The 15,397-nt window shown below is 54.6% G+C and carries 12 protein-coding genes and 1 riboswitch; of the genes, 7 read left to right on the top strand and 5 right to left on the bottom strand.

Going from position 1 to position 15,397, the window contains the following annotated elements; genetic code table 11:
• Window positions 1–183 precede the first annotated feature (183 nt).
• Window positions 184–2,316, bottom strand: a complete 2,133-nt coding sequence (locus tag OCT58_RS02560) for an LTA synthase family protein (protein WP_267201273.1) — start codon at window positions 2,314–2,316, stop codon at window positions 184–186.
• 120 nt (window positions 2,317–2,436) lie between these two features.
• The gene (locus tag OCT58_RS02555; RefSeq protein ID WP_267201272.1) at window positions 2,437–2,700 is read right to left on the bottom strand and encodes a hypothetical protein; all 264 of its coding nucleotides are present in this window, start codon (window positions 2,698–2,700) and stop codon (window positions 2,437–2,439) included.
• A 140-nt stretch (window positions 2,701–2,840) separates the two neighbouring features.
• On the opposite strand from OCT58_RS02555, the gene OCT58_RS02550 reads away from it, so the two are divergent.
• The 3 genes from OCT58_RS02550 (at window position 2,841) to OCT58_RS02540 (ending at window position 6,216) form a co-directional block, all read left to right on the top strand.
• A complete protein-coding gene (locus tag OCT58_RS02550; protein ID WP_267201271.1) occupies window positions 2,841–3,494 on the top strand; it encodes a histidine phosphatase family protein in 654 nt (217 codons plus the stop codon).
• A gap of 170 nt (window positions 3,495–3,664) precedes the next feature.
• A complete protein-coding gene (locus OCT58_RS02545; RefSeq protein ID WP_267201270.1) occupies window positions 3,665–5,080 on the top strand; it encodes a basic amino acid/polyamine antiporter in 1,416 nt (471 codons plus the stop codon).
• A gap of 14 nt (window positions 5,081–5,094) precedes the next feature.
• A complete protein-coding gene (locus tag OCT58_RS02540; RefSeq protein WP_267201269.1) occupies window positions 5,095–6,216 on the top strand; it encodes an aminotransferase in 1,122 nt (373 codons plus the stop codon).
• Between the two features lie 54 nt (window positions 6,217–6,270).
• Here OCT58_RS02540 and nhaC read toward each other — a convergent pair whose 3' ends face one another.
• The gene (nhaC, locus tag OCT58_RS02535) at window positions 6,271–7,653 is read right to left on the bottom strand and encodes a Na+/H+ antiporter NhaC (RefSeq protein WP_267201268.1); all 1,383 of its coding nucleotides are present in this window, start codon (window positions 7,651–7,653) and stop codon (window positions 6,271–6,273) included.
• Between the two features lie 299 nt (window positions 7,654–7,952).
• Window positions 7,953–9,272, bottom strand: a complete 1,320-nt coding sequence (locus tag OCT58_RS02530; RefSeq protein ID WP_267201279.1) for a nucleobase:cation symporter-2 family protein — start codon at window positions 9,270–9,272, stop codon at window positions 7,953–7,955.
• Between the two features lie 89 nt (window positions 9,273–9,361).
• A riboswitch (purine riboswitch) is annotated at window positions 9,362–9,459 on the bottom strand.
• A 199-nt stretch (window positions 9,460–9,658) separates the two neighbouring features.
• On the opposite strand from OCT58_RS02530, the gene OCT58_RS02525 reads away from it, so the two are divergent.
• The gene (locus OCT58_RS02525; protein WP_267201267.1) at window positions 9,659–11,092 is read left to right on the top strand and encodes a C69 family dipeptidase; all 1,434 of its coding nucleotides are present in this window, start codon (window positions 9,659–9,661) and stop codon (window positions 11,090–11,092) included.
• 99 nt (window positions 11,093–11,191) lie between these two features.
• The gene (locus tag OCT58_RS02520) at window positions 11,192–12,217 is read left to right on the top strand and encodes a cation diffusion facilitator family transporter (RefSeq protein ID WP_267201266.1); all 1,026 of its coding nucleotides are present in this window, start codon (window positions 11,192–11,194) and stop codon (window positions 12,215–12,217) included.
• A 174-nt stretch (window positions 12,218–12,391) separates the two neighbouring features.
• Here OCT58_RS02520 and OCT58_RS02515 read toward each other — a convergent pair whose 3' ends face one another.
• Window positions 12,392–13,309, bottom strand: coding sequence for a magnesium transporter CorA family protein (locus OCT58_RS02515; RefSeq protein WP_267201265.1), 918 nt, complete (start codon window positions 13,307–13,309; stop codon window positions 12,392–12,394).
• 163 nt (window positions 13,310–13,472) lie between these two features.
• Between OCT58_RS02515 and OCT58_RS02510 the strand changes: the two genes are divergently transcribed.
• The gene (locus tag OCT58_RS02510; protein WP_267201264.1) at window positions 13,473–14,450 is read left to right on the top strand and encodes a choloylglycine hydrolase family protein; all 978 of its coding nucleotides are present in this window, start codon (window positions 13,473–13,475) and stop codon (window positions 14,448–14,450) included.
• Window positions 14,451–15,365 (top strand): RluA family pseudouridine synthase, encoded by a 915-nt coding sequence (locus tag OCT58_RS02505; RefSeq protein ID WP_267201263.1) that lies wholly within the window; start codon window positions 14,451–14,453, stop codon window positions 15,363–15,365.
• The last annotated feature ends 32 nt before the right edge of the window (window positions 15,366–15,397 follow it).

Here is a 15,397-nt window from a genome sequence, read left to right as displayed (position 1 = left end):
ATTTAATTTTAAAAAGCAACGCTGTTTAAAGCAAAGAGTGAGCCTTCATTCACACAAATTGTGTAAATAAAGGCTCACTCTTTTGGTATCCCAAATGTCAATAGCTTAACTTAATGACATTGCCATGAAATTTGGGTTGCTCCCTTTATTTTATCCCTTCGCCGAAAAAGCTAGGGTACTATCTTACTTGTTGTTAGCATCCGGGTTAGTAATCTTAATCCGGTTGGAATCGGTTGAGGAGTGGTTCTGCTCCGGTGCATCCGTACTGTAATCATCCTCGGTCGACTGGTTATTGTTCTTCGAGTAGATGCTGGTGGACTGGTTGCCCTTCTTCTTCTCGATCTTTTGGGCCCGTTGCAAGCCACGCGAGTAGTTGTAGTCTGACGGGTCGACCGCCCTGAAGCCCTTCGGATGGTAGAAGCGTAGCAGGTTCTTTTCGTTGAGTGAGTCCGACAGCCGCAGCTCGGTGTTGACCAGCTTGTGATCCTTCTTGATCTTTTCCTTCTGCTTCTTGGTCAGCTTGGCCTTCTTTTGGGTCTTATTATCGTAGACTGTGTTGCCAACGACCGTGTAGCGCGGCGTCATGAAGTCCTGGTTGCGGAAAGCGACAACTTGCTTGTGCTGACTGGAGAAGAGGTCGGTTCCAAACTGGATGTAGCGCTTGGACGAGATCCCCAGCAGGTGAAGCAAGGTTGGCAGGACGTCGACCTCGCCCCCGTAAGTGTGGACGATGTGACCATTGTTGCCGGAATTTGGAATCACAAACATCAGTGGCACCCGTTGCAATTGGGCGTTGTCGTAGTCGTTCCAATCGTCGGCACTCTTGCCCAGGACGCTAGCCAGCGAGGTGTTTTCACTGTTGGAAATCCCGTAGTGGTCACCGTAGATCATGATGATCGAATGGTTGTAGAGGCCGGACTTCTTGAGGTAGTTGAAGAACTCCTGAAGCGACTGGTCGAGGTAGTGGGCAGTCACAAAGTAGTTGTCGATGTTGCTGTCCCCGGTGTCGGTCGTCGTGAAGTTCGGGTCCTTGTCCTCGTCGTCGAGCTCGTACGGGAAGTGATTGGTGACGGTGATGTACTTGGCGTAGAACGGCTGCTGCAGCGTCTGCAGGTACTTGATGGAGTCCTTGAAGAGTAGCTTGTCCTTTAAGCCGTAACCGGTCGACTTATCACCGGACGTGTCGTAGTAGCTGGCGTCGAAGAAGTACTGGTAGCCCAGGTTCTTGTAGACGTTGTTTCGGTTCCAGAAGCTGGCGACATTGCCGTGGAAGACGGCGCTGGTGTAGCCGGCTCGCTGCTTCAGGATTGCCGGAGCCCCCTGGAAGGTGTTGTCGCTGCCGAGGGTGGCAAAGAGCGAACCCTGGGGCAGGCCAAAGGTTGAGGTTTCCAGCAGGTTTTCGGCATCACTGGTTTTTCCTTGACCGACCTGGTGGAAGAAGTTGTCGAAGGCGTAGGTCTCGTTGCTGTGGTAGAGCGAGTTCAGGAACGGCGTAACCTCCTGGCCGTTGATCTTTTTGTCGATGATAAACTGCTGGAAGCTCTCCAGGTGGATGACAATCACGTTCCGGCCCTTAGCGATCCCGAACATCTTCGGGTTGGCCTTGGCGTAGTGCTTATCCGTGAAGTTCTTGACCTTCTTCAGCTCCGATTTGGTGGCACTCTGACGCATCTCATTGATGTGCTGGGACTTGACCAGGTCATAGCCGGTGAAAGTGTCGATCCCCAGATATTTGACGATGTAGGTCCGGTCAAAGGTCCGCCCCAACAGTTGCGGCCGGCTCATCTCGGCAAAAGACAGGTTGACCCCGAAGAGGACCAGCGACAGCGAAGTGAAGGCAAAGGCCAGCCGGCTGCCGACCGCCCGCGGGTCGAAGTGGATCTTCCGGCAGAGCATCAACAGGAGGATGATGACGATGTCGAGCCAATAAAAAACGTCATGGAAGTTAGTCAGAGCCAATGAAGCCCCGCTCAGCCCCTGATTGACCTTGGAATAGCCGGTCATGGTGGCAATCGTCATGAAGTCGGTAAATTCCCGGTAGTAGATGACGTTGAGGTAGAGCAAGAGGGTGTTGGCGATGTTCAGCCCCATGATGACGGGGTAGAAGAAACGCGCACGCTTAAAATAAAAAGCCAGGCTGTAAATCAGAACCGTGGTTGCCAGGGGATTAAAGAGGAGAATCAGGTATTGAAAGAACCCCTCCGCCCCTAATTTAAAATCGGTAAAGTAAGCAAACAGGGTCTTTAACCAAAAAAGGACGACTAGGAGGGTAAAAAAACCAATCCTAGTGTCCACAAATTTGCTTAATTTTTTCATTAGGAATGTTCCTCGCAATCAAAATGTTTGTTTAACCTGCTACACGAAATTTAGCAAATCAAAAACATTTTATCACAGATTGAGCGGAAACATTGTTTTTCATTTAATCGTTGAGAAAACTTAATTCTTTGCTGGGACCGTTGCTGGGGCTACTAACCAATCGTAATGGAAGAGGCGCTTGAGGTGACGGTTAACTGGGATCCAAATCCCAGCGTTGAGAATGTCTTTTAATGAAGCCAGCATCGTCTTGTCGCGGCGGTACTGCTTGGTGAGAGGAATTCGCAATTTTTGGCCGTCTTCGGTGACAACCTTTACAGTTCTGCCATTGACGGCCACAATTCGTGCGGCCACTATATCGGGCTGGCTGGTGTCCTTTAATGTCATAGTAATTCCTTCTTTCTATGCTTTCATCTTAAAGAACGAATGTGAATAATCTGTGAACAAAGTCCTAAGCTCGCGACAAGAATGGTTATGATTTTCTAAATGAAAGCGGTACAATGAGAACAGAGAGTGGAGGGATCAACATGACAAAACTTAATCTATACCTGGTCCGGCACGGCCAGACCTACTTTAACATCTATGACAAGCTGCAGGGCTGGAGCAATTCCCCGCTGACGGCCAAGGGCAAGCAAAATGCCCAGGAGGCCGGCGAGCGGCTGAAGAACATTCACTTCGACGCCGCCTTCTGCAGCGACACCACCCGGGCGATGGAGACGATCCAGACAATCCTGAACATGAACGAGGCCGACTCGATCAAGTGGCCGGTCACCTCGCCGTACTTCCGGGAGGAGTTCTACGGGTCCTACGAGGGGACAAACATGGGGCTGGCCTGGTACAATGCTGGCGCCCCGCACGGCCTAAAGAACTTCCACGACATTGTCACTAAGCATTCGATCGGCACGGCCAAGGACTGGCTGAAGGAGGCCGACCCGTTCCACGACGCTGAGAATAATGAGGAGTACTGGGCCCGGGTCGACAAGGGCCTTGACCTGATTCGGCACGCCGGTCTGCACGACGACGCCAACGTCCTCTGGGTCAGCCACGGCAACACCCTGCTCAGCCTGGTCGAGCGCTTCGGCGGGGGCAAGTACGACGTTACCGTGCGGCCGAAAAACGGTAGCCTGACGACGGCGACCCTGACTGATGATGATCTGCAGATTGTGGAATACAATAAGTAGTTTTGCGTCTAATTTAAATTAATTTAACCGGCTTGATCCTGCTCTTGGGCGAGATCAAGCTTTAATTTTTTAAAATTGAAAGCGGTTTTCACGATTGATATAATGTTGACGTTAGGTCAAGTAATTTGGCCGACAACTTGGGGCATCAATTTGAATGCGAGGTGGATTTAATGAATGAGAAAAAGGGAATTACCGCGACCGAATTGACGCTCTTGATCGTCGGTTCGACGATTGGCTCCGGGGCGTTCGGGATCACGAGCGACTTGGCCACGGCGGCCGCACCGGGCCCGGCAATGATTGCCTGGGTGATCGTCGGCATCGGGGTCTTGATGCTGGTCTTATCACTGAACAACCTGTCACAGAAGCGGCCGGATCTGGAATCCGGGATCTTCTCCTACGCCGGGGCCGCGTTTGGCCCGCTGGGTGAATTTATCTCCGGCTGGGCCTACTGGCTGTCGGCCTGGCTGGGCAACATCGCCTTTGCGACGATCACGATGAGCGCCTTGGGAACCTTCTTCCCGAAAGTCTTTAAGAACGGTCAGAACCTGACTTCGATTATCATTGCAATTATTTTAACCTGGATTCTGACCTTCCTGGTTAACCAGGGAATCGAGTCGGCGGCCTTCATCAACTCGATCGGGACGATCTGCAAGATTGTGCCGCTGATTGTCTTCGTCATCTGCGTGATCCTCGGCTTTAAGGCCCGGATCTTCACCGCGGATTTCTGGGGCAACGTTGCCCAGAACATCAAGGGTGGCCCGACCTCCGTCTTTAGTCAGGTCAAGTCCTCGATCATCGTCATGATGTGGCTCTTCGTCGGGGTCGAAGGGGCTTCAGTCCTGACTAGCCGGGCGCGGAGTCGTTCCGATGCTGAAAAGGCCTCGATCATGGGGCTGGTCAGCCTGCTGACGATCTACATTGTTGTTTCCGTCCTGCCATACGGGGTCATGAGCCGGGCCGAACTGGCAGCCGGTGGCCAACCAGCACTGGGTGCGATTATGCAGCACCTGGTTGGAAACTGGGGTGCCGCCCTGATCAGCATTGGCCTGATCATCTCCGTCCTGGTTTCCTGGCTGTCCTGGACGATGCTGCCAGCGGAATCACTGATGCTGATGGCTGACGATCAGACCCTGCCGTCCTCGTGGGGCAAGGTCAACGCCAAGAAGGCGCCGACCCGGGCTTTGGTTATCACCGGTGTTCTGCAGTCGCTCTTCCTCTTCTCCCTGCTCTTCACTTCTTATGCCTATAACTTTGCCTACACGCTTTGTACGGCGGCCATCTTGATCTCCTACCTGCTGGTGGGAATCTACCAGATGATGTACAGCTGGGAGCACCAGGACTGGGGTCAATTTATTATCGGTCTGATTGCCACCCTGTTTGAACTGATGGCAATGGTCTTGTCTGGCTGGAAGCAGGTTATGATCGTCTCGGTCGGCTTCATTCCGGGCTTTATCTTCTACCTGCAGGCGGCTAAGGAATATCATCACGCAGTTAGTGCCAAGGAGAAGTGGGCGATGGGCCTGATCGCGATCTTTGCGATTATTTCCCTGGTTCTGGTTGCCAACGGCACGATCTCGATTAATTAAGGAGGAATTAAATCATGGTTGAAATTGCACCATTCGGCGTTGAATCCTGGCTGAACAAGTGGGAAAAGAGCGCAACCTATGACATTTCGCAGAGCACAATTGCCTCTTTGACGATGCACGAGCTGCTGAACCTTGACGGCAAGGGCGGCGAAGAATTCTACGCCATGCTCGACCAGCAGAAGATGAACTACGGTTGGATTGAGGGTTCTCCTGAATTCAAGCAGGAGGTTGCCAAACTCTACCAGCACGTTGATCCAGAAAATATTCTTCAGACCAACGGGGCCACGGGAGCCAACAACCTGGCCCTTTACGCCCTGATCAACCGGGGTGACCACGTGATTGCCGAGTACCCGTCCTACCAGCAGCTCTACGATATTCCGAAGTCGCTGGGCGCGGACGTCGATTACTGGCACATTCACGAAGAAGACCAGTGGTATCCGGACATTGAGGAATTAAAGCAGCTGATCCGGCCGAATACCAAGATGATTTGCTTAAACAACGCCAACAACCCAACCGGGACGATCCTGGACGAGAACTTCTTGAAGCAGGTCGTTGAGATCGCCAAGTCCGTGGGGGCTTACGTTCTGGTCGATGAGGTCTACCTGCCGCTGGACCACCCGGAGGACTTCACGCCAATCGTGGACCTCTACGACAAGGGAATTTCGACCAACTCTCTGTCCAAGACCTACTCGGTACCGGGCGTCCGGATCGGTTGGACGGCCACCAATGCCGAACTAGCGGATCTCTTCCGCAAATTCCGGGATTACACGATGATCTGTGGTGGGGTCTTCAATGACCAGCTCGCCACCTACGTTCTTCGTCACCGTGACCAGGTTCTGGCCCGCAACCGCAAGCTGGTGTTGGGCAACCTGGCCATCTACAAGGATTGGATTGACCACGAAGACCGGGCCAGCGTCGTGATGCCACGGGCCGTCTCGACTTCCTTCCCAAAGCTGGATGTCCCGGTTGACATTCATACCTTCTGCGAGAACCTGCTTCATGACACGGGAGTTCTGTTGGTACCGGGGGATGCTTTCGATACGCCGGGGCACGTCCGGCTCGGCTACTGCGCGCCGGAAGCAACCCTGCGCGAGGGACTGAAGCGGCTGTCCAAGTACATGCACCAGTACGATTAATTGAATTCAAACTAAAAATAGATTGCGAACTCGTCGCAATCCATTTTTTTGATCTTAATTTTGTTGGGCTGGCTTCTTCGCCCACTTTAATCCCACTCCCGTAAAGCCACTCAGAATCGAGAAGACCGGCGAGAAGAGGCTGAAGAAGACGAAGGGTAGAAAGTGGAGTACCGGCACGCCCAGGGTTGAGGCGGCAAACGAACCGGCCACGCCCCACGGGATCAGGTAGTTGATGACGCTCCCACCATCTTCCAGCACCCGACTGAGGGCCAGGGGATCCAGGCCCATCCGTTGAAAGGCGGGCTTGAAGGCCTTCCCGGGCAGGATGACGGAGAGGTACTGCTCACCGACGAAGAGGTTGATGCCGATCCCGGATAAGATCGTGGTCGTTACCAGCGGACCAGGCTTTTGCAGCCGCTTGACCAGGGGCTCCATGGCCGACTGGACGACGTGGAACTGCATCAGGATTCCTCCGAGTGAGAGGGTGACGATGATCAAAGAGACGGTCCCCATCATGCTGGTGATCCCGCCCCGGGAGAGCAGGGCGTTGACCCCGGCATCCGAGGTGTGGGCAACGAAGCCTTCGGAGATCAGGTTCGTCAGGGACTTCAGTGATTCGTGCGGGTTCTGGCAGAAGATCATGACGACCGTCACCAGGATGTTGATGAAGAGCGTCGGGATCGCCGGAATGTGGCGCCAGGCGCAGACAAACATCAGGATGATCGGCAGGATTGCCCACCAGGTAACGCTGAAGTGGGCCTGCAGGACGGCGGTGGTCCGGGCGATCTTGCCGGCACTCATCTGGCCGTTGGAACTTCCCAGGATCCAGAAGAGGATGAAGGAAACGATGAAGGACGGGATGGTGGACCACATCATGTTCTTAATGTGGGTGAAGAGGTCGCTGCCGGCGATGGCTGAGGCCAGGTTGGTCGAATCGGACAGCGGCGACATCTTGTCCCCGAAGACGGCCCCGGAGATGATTGCCCCGGCGACCAGGGCGGGGTTGGCGTTCATTGCCACCCCCATCCCGAAGAGGGCAATCCCGATGGTGGAAATGGTGGTGAAGCCATTCCCGATTGACAGGCCGACCAGCGAGCAGACGACAAAGGTCGAAGGGACGAAGAAGCGGCTGCTGATAAGCTTGAAGCCGACCACCATGATCGACGGGATGATCCCGGCCTTGATCCAGACGGCGATCAGGGCCCCGATCAGGATGAAGATGAAGATCGGGATGATGGCGGTGCCGATCCCGTCCTGGATTCCATTGTGGATGTCGTCCCAAGCGGCACCCCGGAACCGGGCCCAAAAGATCAGCAGCGCGATCGTAAAGAGGACCGGAATCTGCGGGGAGAGGCCGAAGTGAATGACGGCCGTCCCCAGGATGATTAGCATGATGACTAGGATGGTGATCGACTCACCGAAACTAACTTTTTTCATAAATATACTCCTTCCAATAAAAAACGCCCCGTTGAAATAAATCAACGGGACGATAATTACCGCGGTACCACCCACTTACGCACTGCAATCCAGCGCGCACTCTTATCAGGTGGTAACGGCACTGATCATGGCCGGACAATCAAAATCCTCGTGATAATTCACTTACCCTGCCTGACCGGTTCGCACATCACCACCGGCTCTCTGACACCCAACAGAGCAGCTACTGAAACGATAATTGTTGCAATTATCATAGCGTGTCGAAATGAGAAAGTCAACACGCAAATGAGAAAGAAATGAGATTAGTCGGCAGACCGCTTTGCCCACCGGTGGTTGAAGAGCAGGTTCAAAAGAACGGCGGAAACGCTGGTGACCACGATCCCGTTGCCCAGGATGATCTGGACTTCCGTTGGCAGGTACTGGAAGATGTGCGGGTACATGGTGATCCCGAGCCCCAGTCCGATGGAGACGGAGGCGGTCAACAGGTTGGCGTTGTTGCTGAAGTCAACCTTGTGCAGGATCTGCACCCCTTGGACGCCGACCATCCCGAACATAACGATCATGGCACCACCCAGGACTGGCGTCGGAATGACGGTTGCCAGGGCACCGACCTTCGGCAAGAGGCCCAGCAGAAGCAGCATGAAGGCTGCGTAGTAAACGGGCCGGCGGGTCTTAACGCCGGACATCTTGAGGACGCCGACGTTTTCGGAGAAGGTCGAATACGGGAAGGTATTGAAGAGGCCACCCAAGATGGCGGCGATCCCCTCGGCCCGGTAGCCCCGTTCGAGGTCCTTGGTTGTCAGCTTCCGTCCGGTAAGGTCGCTTAAGGCGAAGAAGACCCCGGTTGATTCGATCATGGTTGTCAGGGAAACCAGCATCATGGTGATCATGGCACTGAGGTTGAAACGGGGCACACCGAAGAAGAAGAGCTGCGGGGCGTGGAACCAGGCCGCCTCACTGACCGGCTTGAGGGAAACGAAGCCCATAGCGCCGGCGATAAAGGAAGCCAGCAGGATGCCGAGCAGGATGGCGATCGATTTCATGAAGCCCTTGGCAAAGGCGTTAAAGAGCAGAATGATGGCGATCGTCAAAAAGCCGATCAGCAGGTTGGAAGGGTCACCGAAGGAGTGGGCAGTTGCCGAACCACCGCCGAGGTCCTGGAAGCCGACCGGGACCAGGGTAAAGCCGATAATTGTGATCAAAGAACCGGTGACAACCGGTGGGAAGAACTTCTTTAATTTGGCGAAGAAGCCGGCGATCAGGAAGACAAAGATCCCGGCGGCAATAATGGCCCCATACATATAGGTGATGCCGAGCTTGCCACCAATCGATTCCAGCGGGGCCACGGACTGTACCGCACAGCCGAGGACGACGGGCAGGCCGATCCCGGTCAGCGGTGTCCGCTTGAGTTGGAGCAGGGTTGCCACCCCGCACATAAAGATGTCGATGGAGACCAGGTAGGTCATCTGCAGGGTCGAGAAGTGCAGGTAGTTCCCGATCAAAAGCGGGACCAGGACGTCCCCGGAATACATTGCCAGCAGGTGCTGGAAACCGAGGACAAAGTTTTTCCACTGGTCAGCAAAACTAAAGTGCCGCAGATTAACGTGCGTCGAAACAGTCATAGGTTGTTTCACAAATTTTTCCTCCCAAATTAACTGAATTTGATCAACAGCCAAATAAAAAAGCTCTCCTTGCCGGAAAAGCAAAAAGAGCTTTCGTTCAATTCGCTTATAGTCCAAAGTTTACGGCTTTGGGTAGGAACTACCGTCCATATTACGGCATTATATAGGCTATCGATTAATTTGAAGTGGTCTTATCCTAACACGAAAATCTAAGGGATGCAAGGATAGAAAACGGTTTCGTTCGGAATTTGATGAAATAAATAGATGAGAGTATCACTAACGTTCACCGATCTGACCGAAAGAATATTAACGCCTGATGAGATAACGTGGTATGATAATTAAAAGTTATTAATCTTATATATGGTAGAAAGAAAGGAAGAAAATAAATGAAGAAAAAGATGAGCAGCTGTACGGCCATGCTGGTCGGCAAGAACGCCACCATCGATGGTTCCACTATTATTGCCCGGGACGAGGACGCCGAGGACGGGGTTAATCCAAAGACGTTCAAGGTTTTCCCAGCCAAGGACTATACCGGTGAACACTATGTCTCCAAGTATAATGGCCTGACCGTCGACCTCGAAGGCCAGGGCTGCCGGTTTACGGCAACGCCAAATGGGGTTCCCGACATTGGCCGCTGGGACGAACAGGGAATCAACGAACACAACGTGGCGATGTCTTCGACCGAAACCGAGATGACTAACCCACGGGTGCTCGGCCACGATCCGCTGGTTAAAAACGGGGTCAACGAGGATTCGATGCTCTACCTGGTGCTGCCATTTATCAAGTCCGCCCGTGAAGGGGTGGCCCGCCTGGGACACCTGATTGAAAAGTACGGGACCGGCGAAACCAACGGGATTGCCTTCAGCGATCACGACGAGGTTTGGTACCTTGAAACCGCCGGCGGTCACCAATGGGTTGCTCAGCGGATTCCTGACGACGCCTACGCGATTGCGCCAAACATCATGTGCATCGAGGAGATCGACTTTGACGATCCCGACAACTACATGTTCGCCAGCGGCATCCGGGACTTCGTTGAAAAGTACCACCTCAACCCGAACCCGGGGACCTTTAACTTCCGGAACATCTTCGGCACCCAGGACGAAGCCGATGCCTACTACAACACGCCGCGGTCCTGGTACGGCCAGAAGCTCTTCACGCCATCCTTAGAGCAGGAGCCAACCAGCCAGAAGATCCCATTCATCCAGCACGCGGAAAAGAAGATTGCCGTCGAGGACGTCGAACAATTCCTGACCTCCCACTACAACGGCACGCCGTACGATCCGATGGGCACCTTTGCCTCCGGAACGCCGGAAGAGCAACGCAAGTTCCGTTCCATCGCCCTGGACCGGAACCAGAGCTCTTGCATCCTGCAGATCCGCAACGATGTGCCGGCTGAGTACGCCGCCATTCAGTGGATCGACTTCGGCTTCTACTGCTACAGCCCGTACGTGCCATTCTTTACCAACATCGACGATACGCCAGCCAACTACCAGCTGGCAACCAACGATGCCGAACCGGCCAAGAGTGCCTACTGGATGCACAAGCTGCTGGAAGTGATCGTTGAACCGCGCTACCACGAATTCATCAACGAGGTCAACGACTACCGTGACCAGTGCCAGAGCTACGGGGTCGGCCGGGTTGACGCCATCACGGCTGGTGCTGCCGGCAAGTCCGGCCAGGAGCTGATCGACTACCTGACCGCCGAAAACAAGCAGTCGGCCGCTCACGTTACCGAAGCGACCCACAAGCTCCTGAGTAGCCTGATCCACCAGACCCTGCTGAACTCCAAGTTCCAGTTCGAGCGCGGGGACAATTTGTAATTGATTCATCATGAATATACAAAAGGCGAGTCAAGAGCGACTCGCCTTTTTAAGTTGGTGTTAGAATAGCCCTGTAACTTTGCATGAGGAGTAGTGAATTTGAGTAAGTTCAAGAAACACGTTACCCGGGAGATGAAGCAGTGGGAGTCCAACCAGGCCGCTGAATTGGCCAAGATCCGAGCCGCCCAACGCCACCTGATTTACAACGTGGCGGCCTACTGCAGCATCTCGGTGATTGAATATTGGCTGGCGGCCATCAGCCGTTCGCAAACCCTGCGTGCCGACGCCTTCAATAACCTGTCGGGGATCATCTCGACGGTGCTCTTGATGATGGGTCTCCACATTGCCCAGGATATTCATGATGATGACATCGCGGGGGTCAAGCTGCCGGGGCCGAAATATCAGCAGCACCTCGGCGGCGACCAGCGGATCCAGTTTGTCCGCTGGCGCTACGAGACCGTTTTTTCACTGGTGACGGCGGTAGTCATGATCGCCATCGCCCTGAGCGTTATCATCAGTGGAATCCGGGCCCTGCTCAACCCGGCCAGCCGGGTGGTTCCCGACCCGGTGGCCTTGATCGGTGCCGGCATTGCCTCGGTGATCATGCTCGTGGTCTGGTACATGAACAGGCAGACCGGTCGCAAACTCCAAAATGCGGCCCTGTTGGCATCAGCCCAGGACAGCCTCAGCGACGCCTTCACCAGCATCGGCACGATGGTGGCCATCGGTGGGGCCCTGCTCTTTCAGCTCTCCTGGCTCGATGGGGTCACCAGTATCATCGTCGGTTTCTTCATCCTCTATTCCGGGCTGAAGATCTTCTTTGAAACCAGTCTGAACCTGGCCGACTACTTTGATCCAGCGGCCGAAAAGCAGTATGCCGAAGCAATCGGCAAGGTTAAGCATGTCCGGCGGGTGGTCGAGCTCAAGGCTCATTACAACGGCAACGTAGTTTCACTGGATGCCACCTTGATTGTCAACGGAAAGATGACGGTCCTGGAAAGCTACCAGCTATCAGAGGAGATTGAACGGATGATGCGCAAGAAGTTCGGCATCATCGACGTTGACATTTCCTTCATGCCGGATCCGCACTCGTTCTCGGATAAGGATGTGAAGGGGCATTTCTAAATTTAGAAGTGGGAAGCAACCAAAAGCGGGGCGTATGGCTATCGACGAGCGGAGGTTGACGCTGCAAGCGTCGGCCTTCGTTCGTGGATAGACACTAAGAGCTCGCTTTTTCCCACGTTATCTTTATAAGAATCAAAACGAGACAGGAAGCAAAATTTTCTCCCTGTCTCGTTTTTATTTCCACCATTTCCGCGTAATCATGAAGATCATGGTAATGATCATCAAAATCAGTGTGATGATCAGGGTGATCACCCAGGAGTACTGACCGTTCGCCAGTGGCAGCTTGACGTTTTCACCGTAGAAGCCGGAGACGATCGTCGGGATGGAGAGGACGATCGAGTAGATGGTCAGGTACTTCATCGTCTGGTTCAAGTCGCTGTCGATCACCTTACTGTAGGCGTTGGAAACCCGCTCGGACACGTCGGAAGTCATCTGGGCCATCTCCAGTCCCTGCTGGGCTTCGACAATTACGTCGTCGAGGTCGTTATTTTGGCGGGTCGACATCTGATCAGTAAACCGGCGTTTGAATTCCTCAAGTAGGGAGACATTGCCCTTCAGCGAGGTCAGAATGTAAACCAGGCCGGTTTCAATTTCCATAAATTCGCCAATCGCCTTGCGGCCAGTGCGGCGCTGAATGTTGCGCTGAATCTGCTGGCGCTGCTGGTCAACGCGGCGCAGGGGGCCGAAGTAGCTCGTGGAGAGCCGGTAGAGAATCGGGAAGACTAGGTTGAGCTTATCAGTGATCGGTCCGCGGCGCTTCAGGATCCGGAGCTGGTTAGCGATTACCCCGTTGACAAAGTTGGTTTTGGCGTTGGTGAAGGTGATGATGTTGTTGGCCGTCAGCATGATGCCGATCGGGGCGGTCTGCGGAGCCGTTACCGCGTGGGTGGGCACGTAGACGTCGAAGATCAGCAGGGTCACGCCGGCATCGGGATCGATTTCGACCCGGGCCTTTTCGTAGGGGTCAATGGCGTAGTCGAGGAGTTCCTTAGTGACCTCGTACTTTTTGATCAGGTCCGCCCGTTCGTGGGGGAGGGGCTCAAAAACACTGATCCACTTGCTCCGGTCGTTGATTGCTTCGGCACTTAACATCACTTCATCTCCTCGTTGCTTGCCCTTAGTTACAAATACTATTCAACTCTTTTTGCTCTCAAAAGTAAAGCTGGCGGGGACGGTGAAGACAAAATAGTGGCAAATTTCCCGGGAAATAAATTAAAATGGGGACGGTAAAAATTCACGAAAGGGGTGCTGGATGATGTGTACCAGTATTTATCAGGTGACCTTGGACCATACCCACCTGCTGGCCCGGACGATGGACTGGCCGGTCCTGGCGGTTTCGCCCCTATTTATTCCCCGGCACTTTCGCTGGGCGACGGCCTTCGATCACCGGGTCTACGAAAATAAATATGCCCTGGTCGGTGGCGGCAGTCTGGATGCCCGCCGCGTCGACGTGTCCGACGGGGTCAACGAGTGGGGGCTGATGGCCCAGAAGCTGACTTTTGATAACGGTGCCCACTACCAAGACGAGCGCAATCGCAACAAGGTCCAGCTGGCGGCTTACGAGTTTATCTTCTGGGTGCTGGGCAACTTCCGTTCGGTCCAGGACCTGGTTGACCACCTGGATGAAGTCGAGCTAATGAGCGAGAAAAACAGCGATACCAAGTACGGCAACCCGGAACTGCACTTTGCCCTGGCCGACCGGACTGGCCGGATCGTGGTGATTGAACCTAGCCAAACGCCGCTGCGGGTGATTGAGAACCCGCTTGGCGTGGTCACCAACAGTCCCGATTTTGATCGTCAGTTAGCCCAGATGGAACGCTATGTGGACTTCACGCCGGCATTTACGGCGGGGAAGGTTCCACTCAACACGCCCCGAGTCACGACCGGACGTCTTTCGGGCAAGACCAACCCGCCCGGCTACTACTCACCGAGTGCTCGCTTCGTTCGGGCGGCCTACCTGAAAGAACGGGCAGACGTGCCTGCCGACGAGGCCACTGGACTGATCAGTGAGTGGCACCTGCTGGACAGCGTGACCGTTCCGCAGAACAGTCGCCACCAGCCGACCTATTCCGTTTACCGGGCCGTGACGGTGGCCGAGAGCCGGAGCTACTATTTCCAGTCCTACCACCGTGGTGACATCACCAAGCTCCAGCTGACCGACGACATGATGAATTGGACCAAGCCCAAGGTCTACCACGTGCCAGATCGGCTGAGCGTCCGGGAGGTGAAGTAGGTGGCAGCAGACATCCGCTGGCAACTGACCGAACGGCTGCGCCCGGACCAGCCAATCATTTTGCTGCGCCAGCTCCTGCACGACCAGTGGCTGCTGCCGGACCGGCTGATTCACTTTCTGCGCCGCCGTCAACACGTCCTGGTTAACGGGCGCTATGAAACGATGAACCAACCCGTTTATCCCAGCGACCGAGTTCAGCTCCTCTTTTGCGGGGACGAATTCCGGACGCCGGGTGCCAACCACTATGTCCCAACCTCAGCCCCGCAGCTAGCGGTTCTCTTTGAAAACCGGGACCTGCTGGTGGTCAACAAGCCGCGAGGCCAAAAAAGTCACCCCAACCAGGCGGGTGAAGAGGGCACGGTGATGAATGACGTTGCCGGCTACCTGCGGGGGACCCGAGATGGCGCCTACATGGTCCACCGGCTCGACTTGGAGACCAGCGGGGCAATGATCGTTGCCAAGAACCCGGTGGTGGTGCCGGTGCTCAATCGCCTGATCGCCGCGGGAGAAATCCACCGGGAATACCTAGCGGTGGTCGAAGGACAACTCACCGGCCAGGGCGAATGGGACTGGCCGATTGGCCGCAACCCGCAGGATCCTCGCTGGCACTGTGTTAACGGCCTGCATGCCCAGCCGGCACTGACCTACTACACTAGTCTGGCTGCAGGACCCGAACGCTCCCTGGTCCGCCTGCGCCTGGCGACGGGGCGGACCCACCAGCTCCGGGTTCATCTGGCGCACAGTGGGCACCCGATTGTCGGTGATCCGATCTACAACCCAAATTCACCGGAAAAGATGCTTTTACACGGTGCTACCCAGCGCCTGATCGTTCCCTTCTCCTTTAAGAAAATCCAAATTGCGGCCCCCTTGCCCCCATATTTTGCCCAATATCTGGTAAAATATGGATTGAATTAGGTAGATAAAAATTAATTTAAAGGGGGACACTA

It is taken from the genome of Limosilactobacillus kribbianus, assembly GCF_026413145.1.
Taxonomy (GTDB): domain Bacteria; phylum Bacillota; class Bacilli; order Lactobacillales; family Lactobacillaceae; genus Limosilactobacillus; species Limosilactobacillus kribbianus.
The sequence above is the reverse complement of the archived record's forward strand: the minus strand, read 5'-3'. Positions and strand labels throughout refer to the sequence as shown.

Excerpts from the sequence above, each read along its gene's own strand:
- OCT58_RS02560 (WP_267201273.1), bottom strand. The coding sequence starts at position 2,316 with ATGAAAAAATTAAGCAAATTTGTGGACACTAGGATTGGTTTTTTTACC.
- OCT58_RS02555 (WP_267201272.1), bottom strand. The coding sequence starts at position 2,700 with ATGACATTAAAGGACACCAGCCAGCCCGATATAGTGGCCGCACGAATT.
- OCT58_RS02550 (WP_267201271.1), top strand. The coding sequence starts at position 2,841 with ATGACAAAACTTAATCTATACCTGGTCCGGCACGGCCAGACCTACTTT.
- OCT58_RS02545 (WP_267201270.1), top strand. The coding sequence starts at position 3,665 with ATGAATGAGAAAAAGGGAATTACCGCGACCGAATTGACGCTCTTGATC.
- OCT58_RS02540 (WP_267201269.1), top strand. The coding sequence starts at position 5,095 with ATGGTTGAAATTGCACCATTCGGCGTTGAATCCTGGCTGAACAAGTGG.
- nhaC (WP_267201268.1), bottom strand. The coding sequence starts at position 7,653 with ATGAAAAAAGTTAGTTTCGGTGAGTCGATCACCATCCTAGTCATCATG.
- OCT58_RS02530 (WP_267201279.1), bottom strand. The coding sequence starts at position 9,272 with ATGACTGTTTCGACGCACGTTAATCTGCGGCACTTTAGTTTTGCTGAC.
- OCT58_RS02525 (WP_267201267.1), top strand. The coding sequence starts at position 9,659 with ATGAAGAAAAAGATGAGCAGCTGTACGGCCATGCTGGTCGGCAAGAAC.
- OCT58_RS02515 (WP_267201265.1), bottom strand. The coding sequence starts at position 13,309 with ATGTTAAGTGCCGAAGCAATCAACGACCGGAGCAAGTGGATCAGTGTT.
- OCT58_RS02510 (WP_267201264.1), top strand. The coding sequence starts at position 13,473 with ATGTGTACCAGTATTTATCAGGTGACCTTGGACCATACCCACCTGCTG.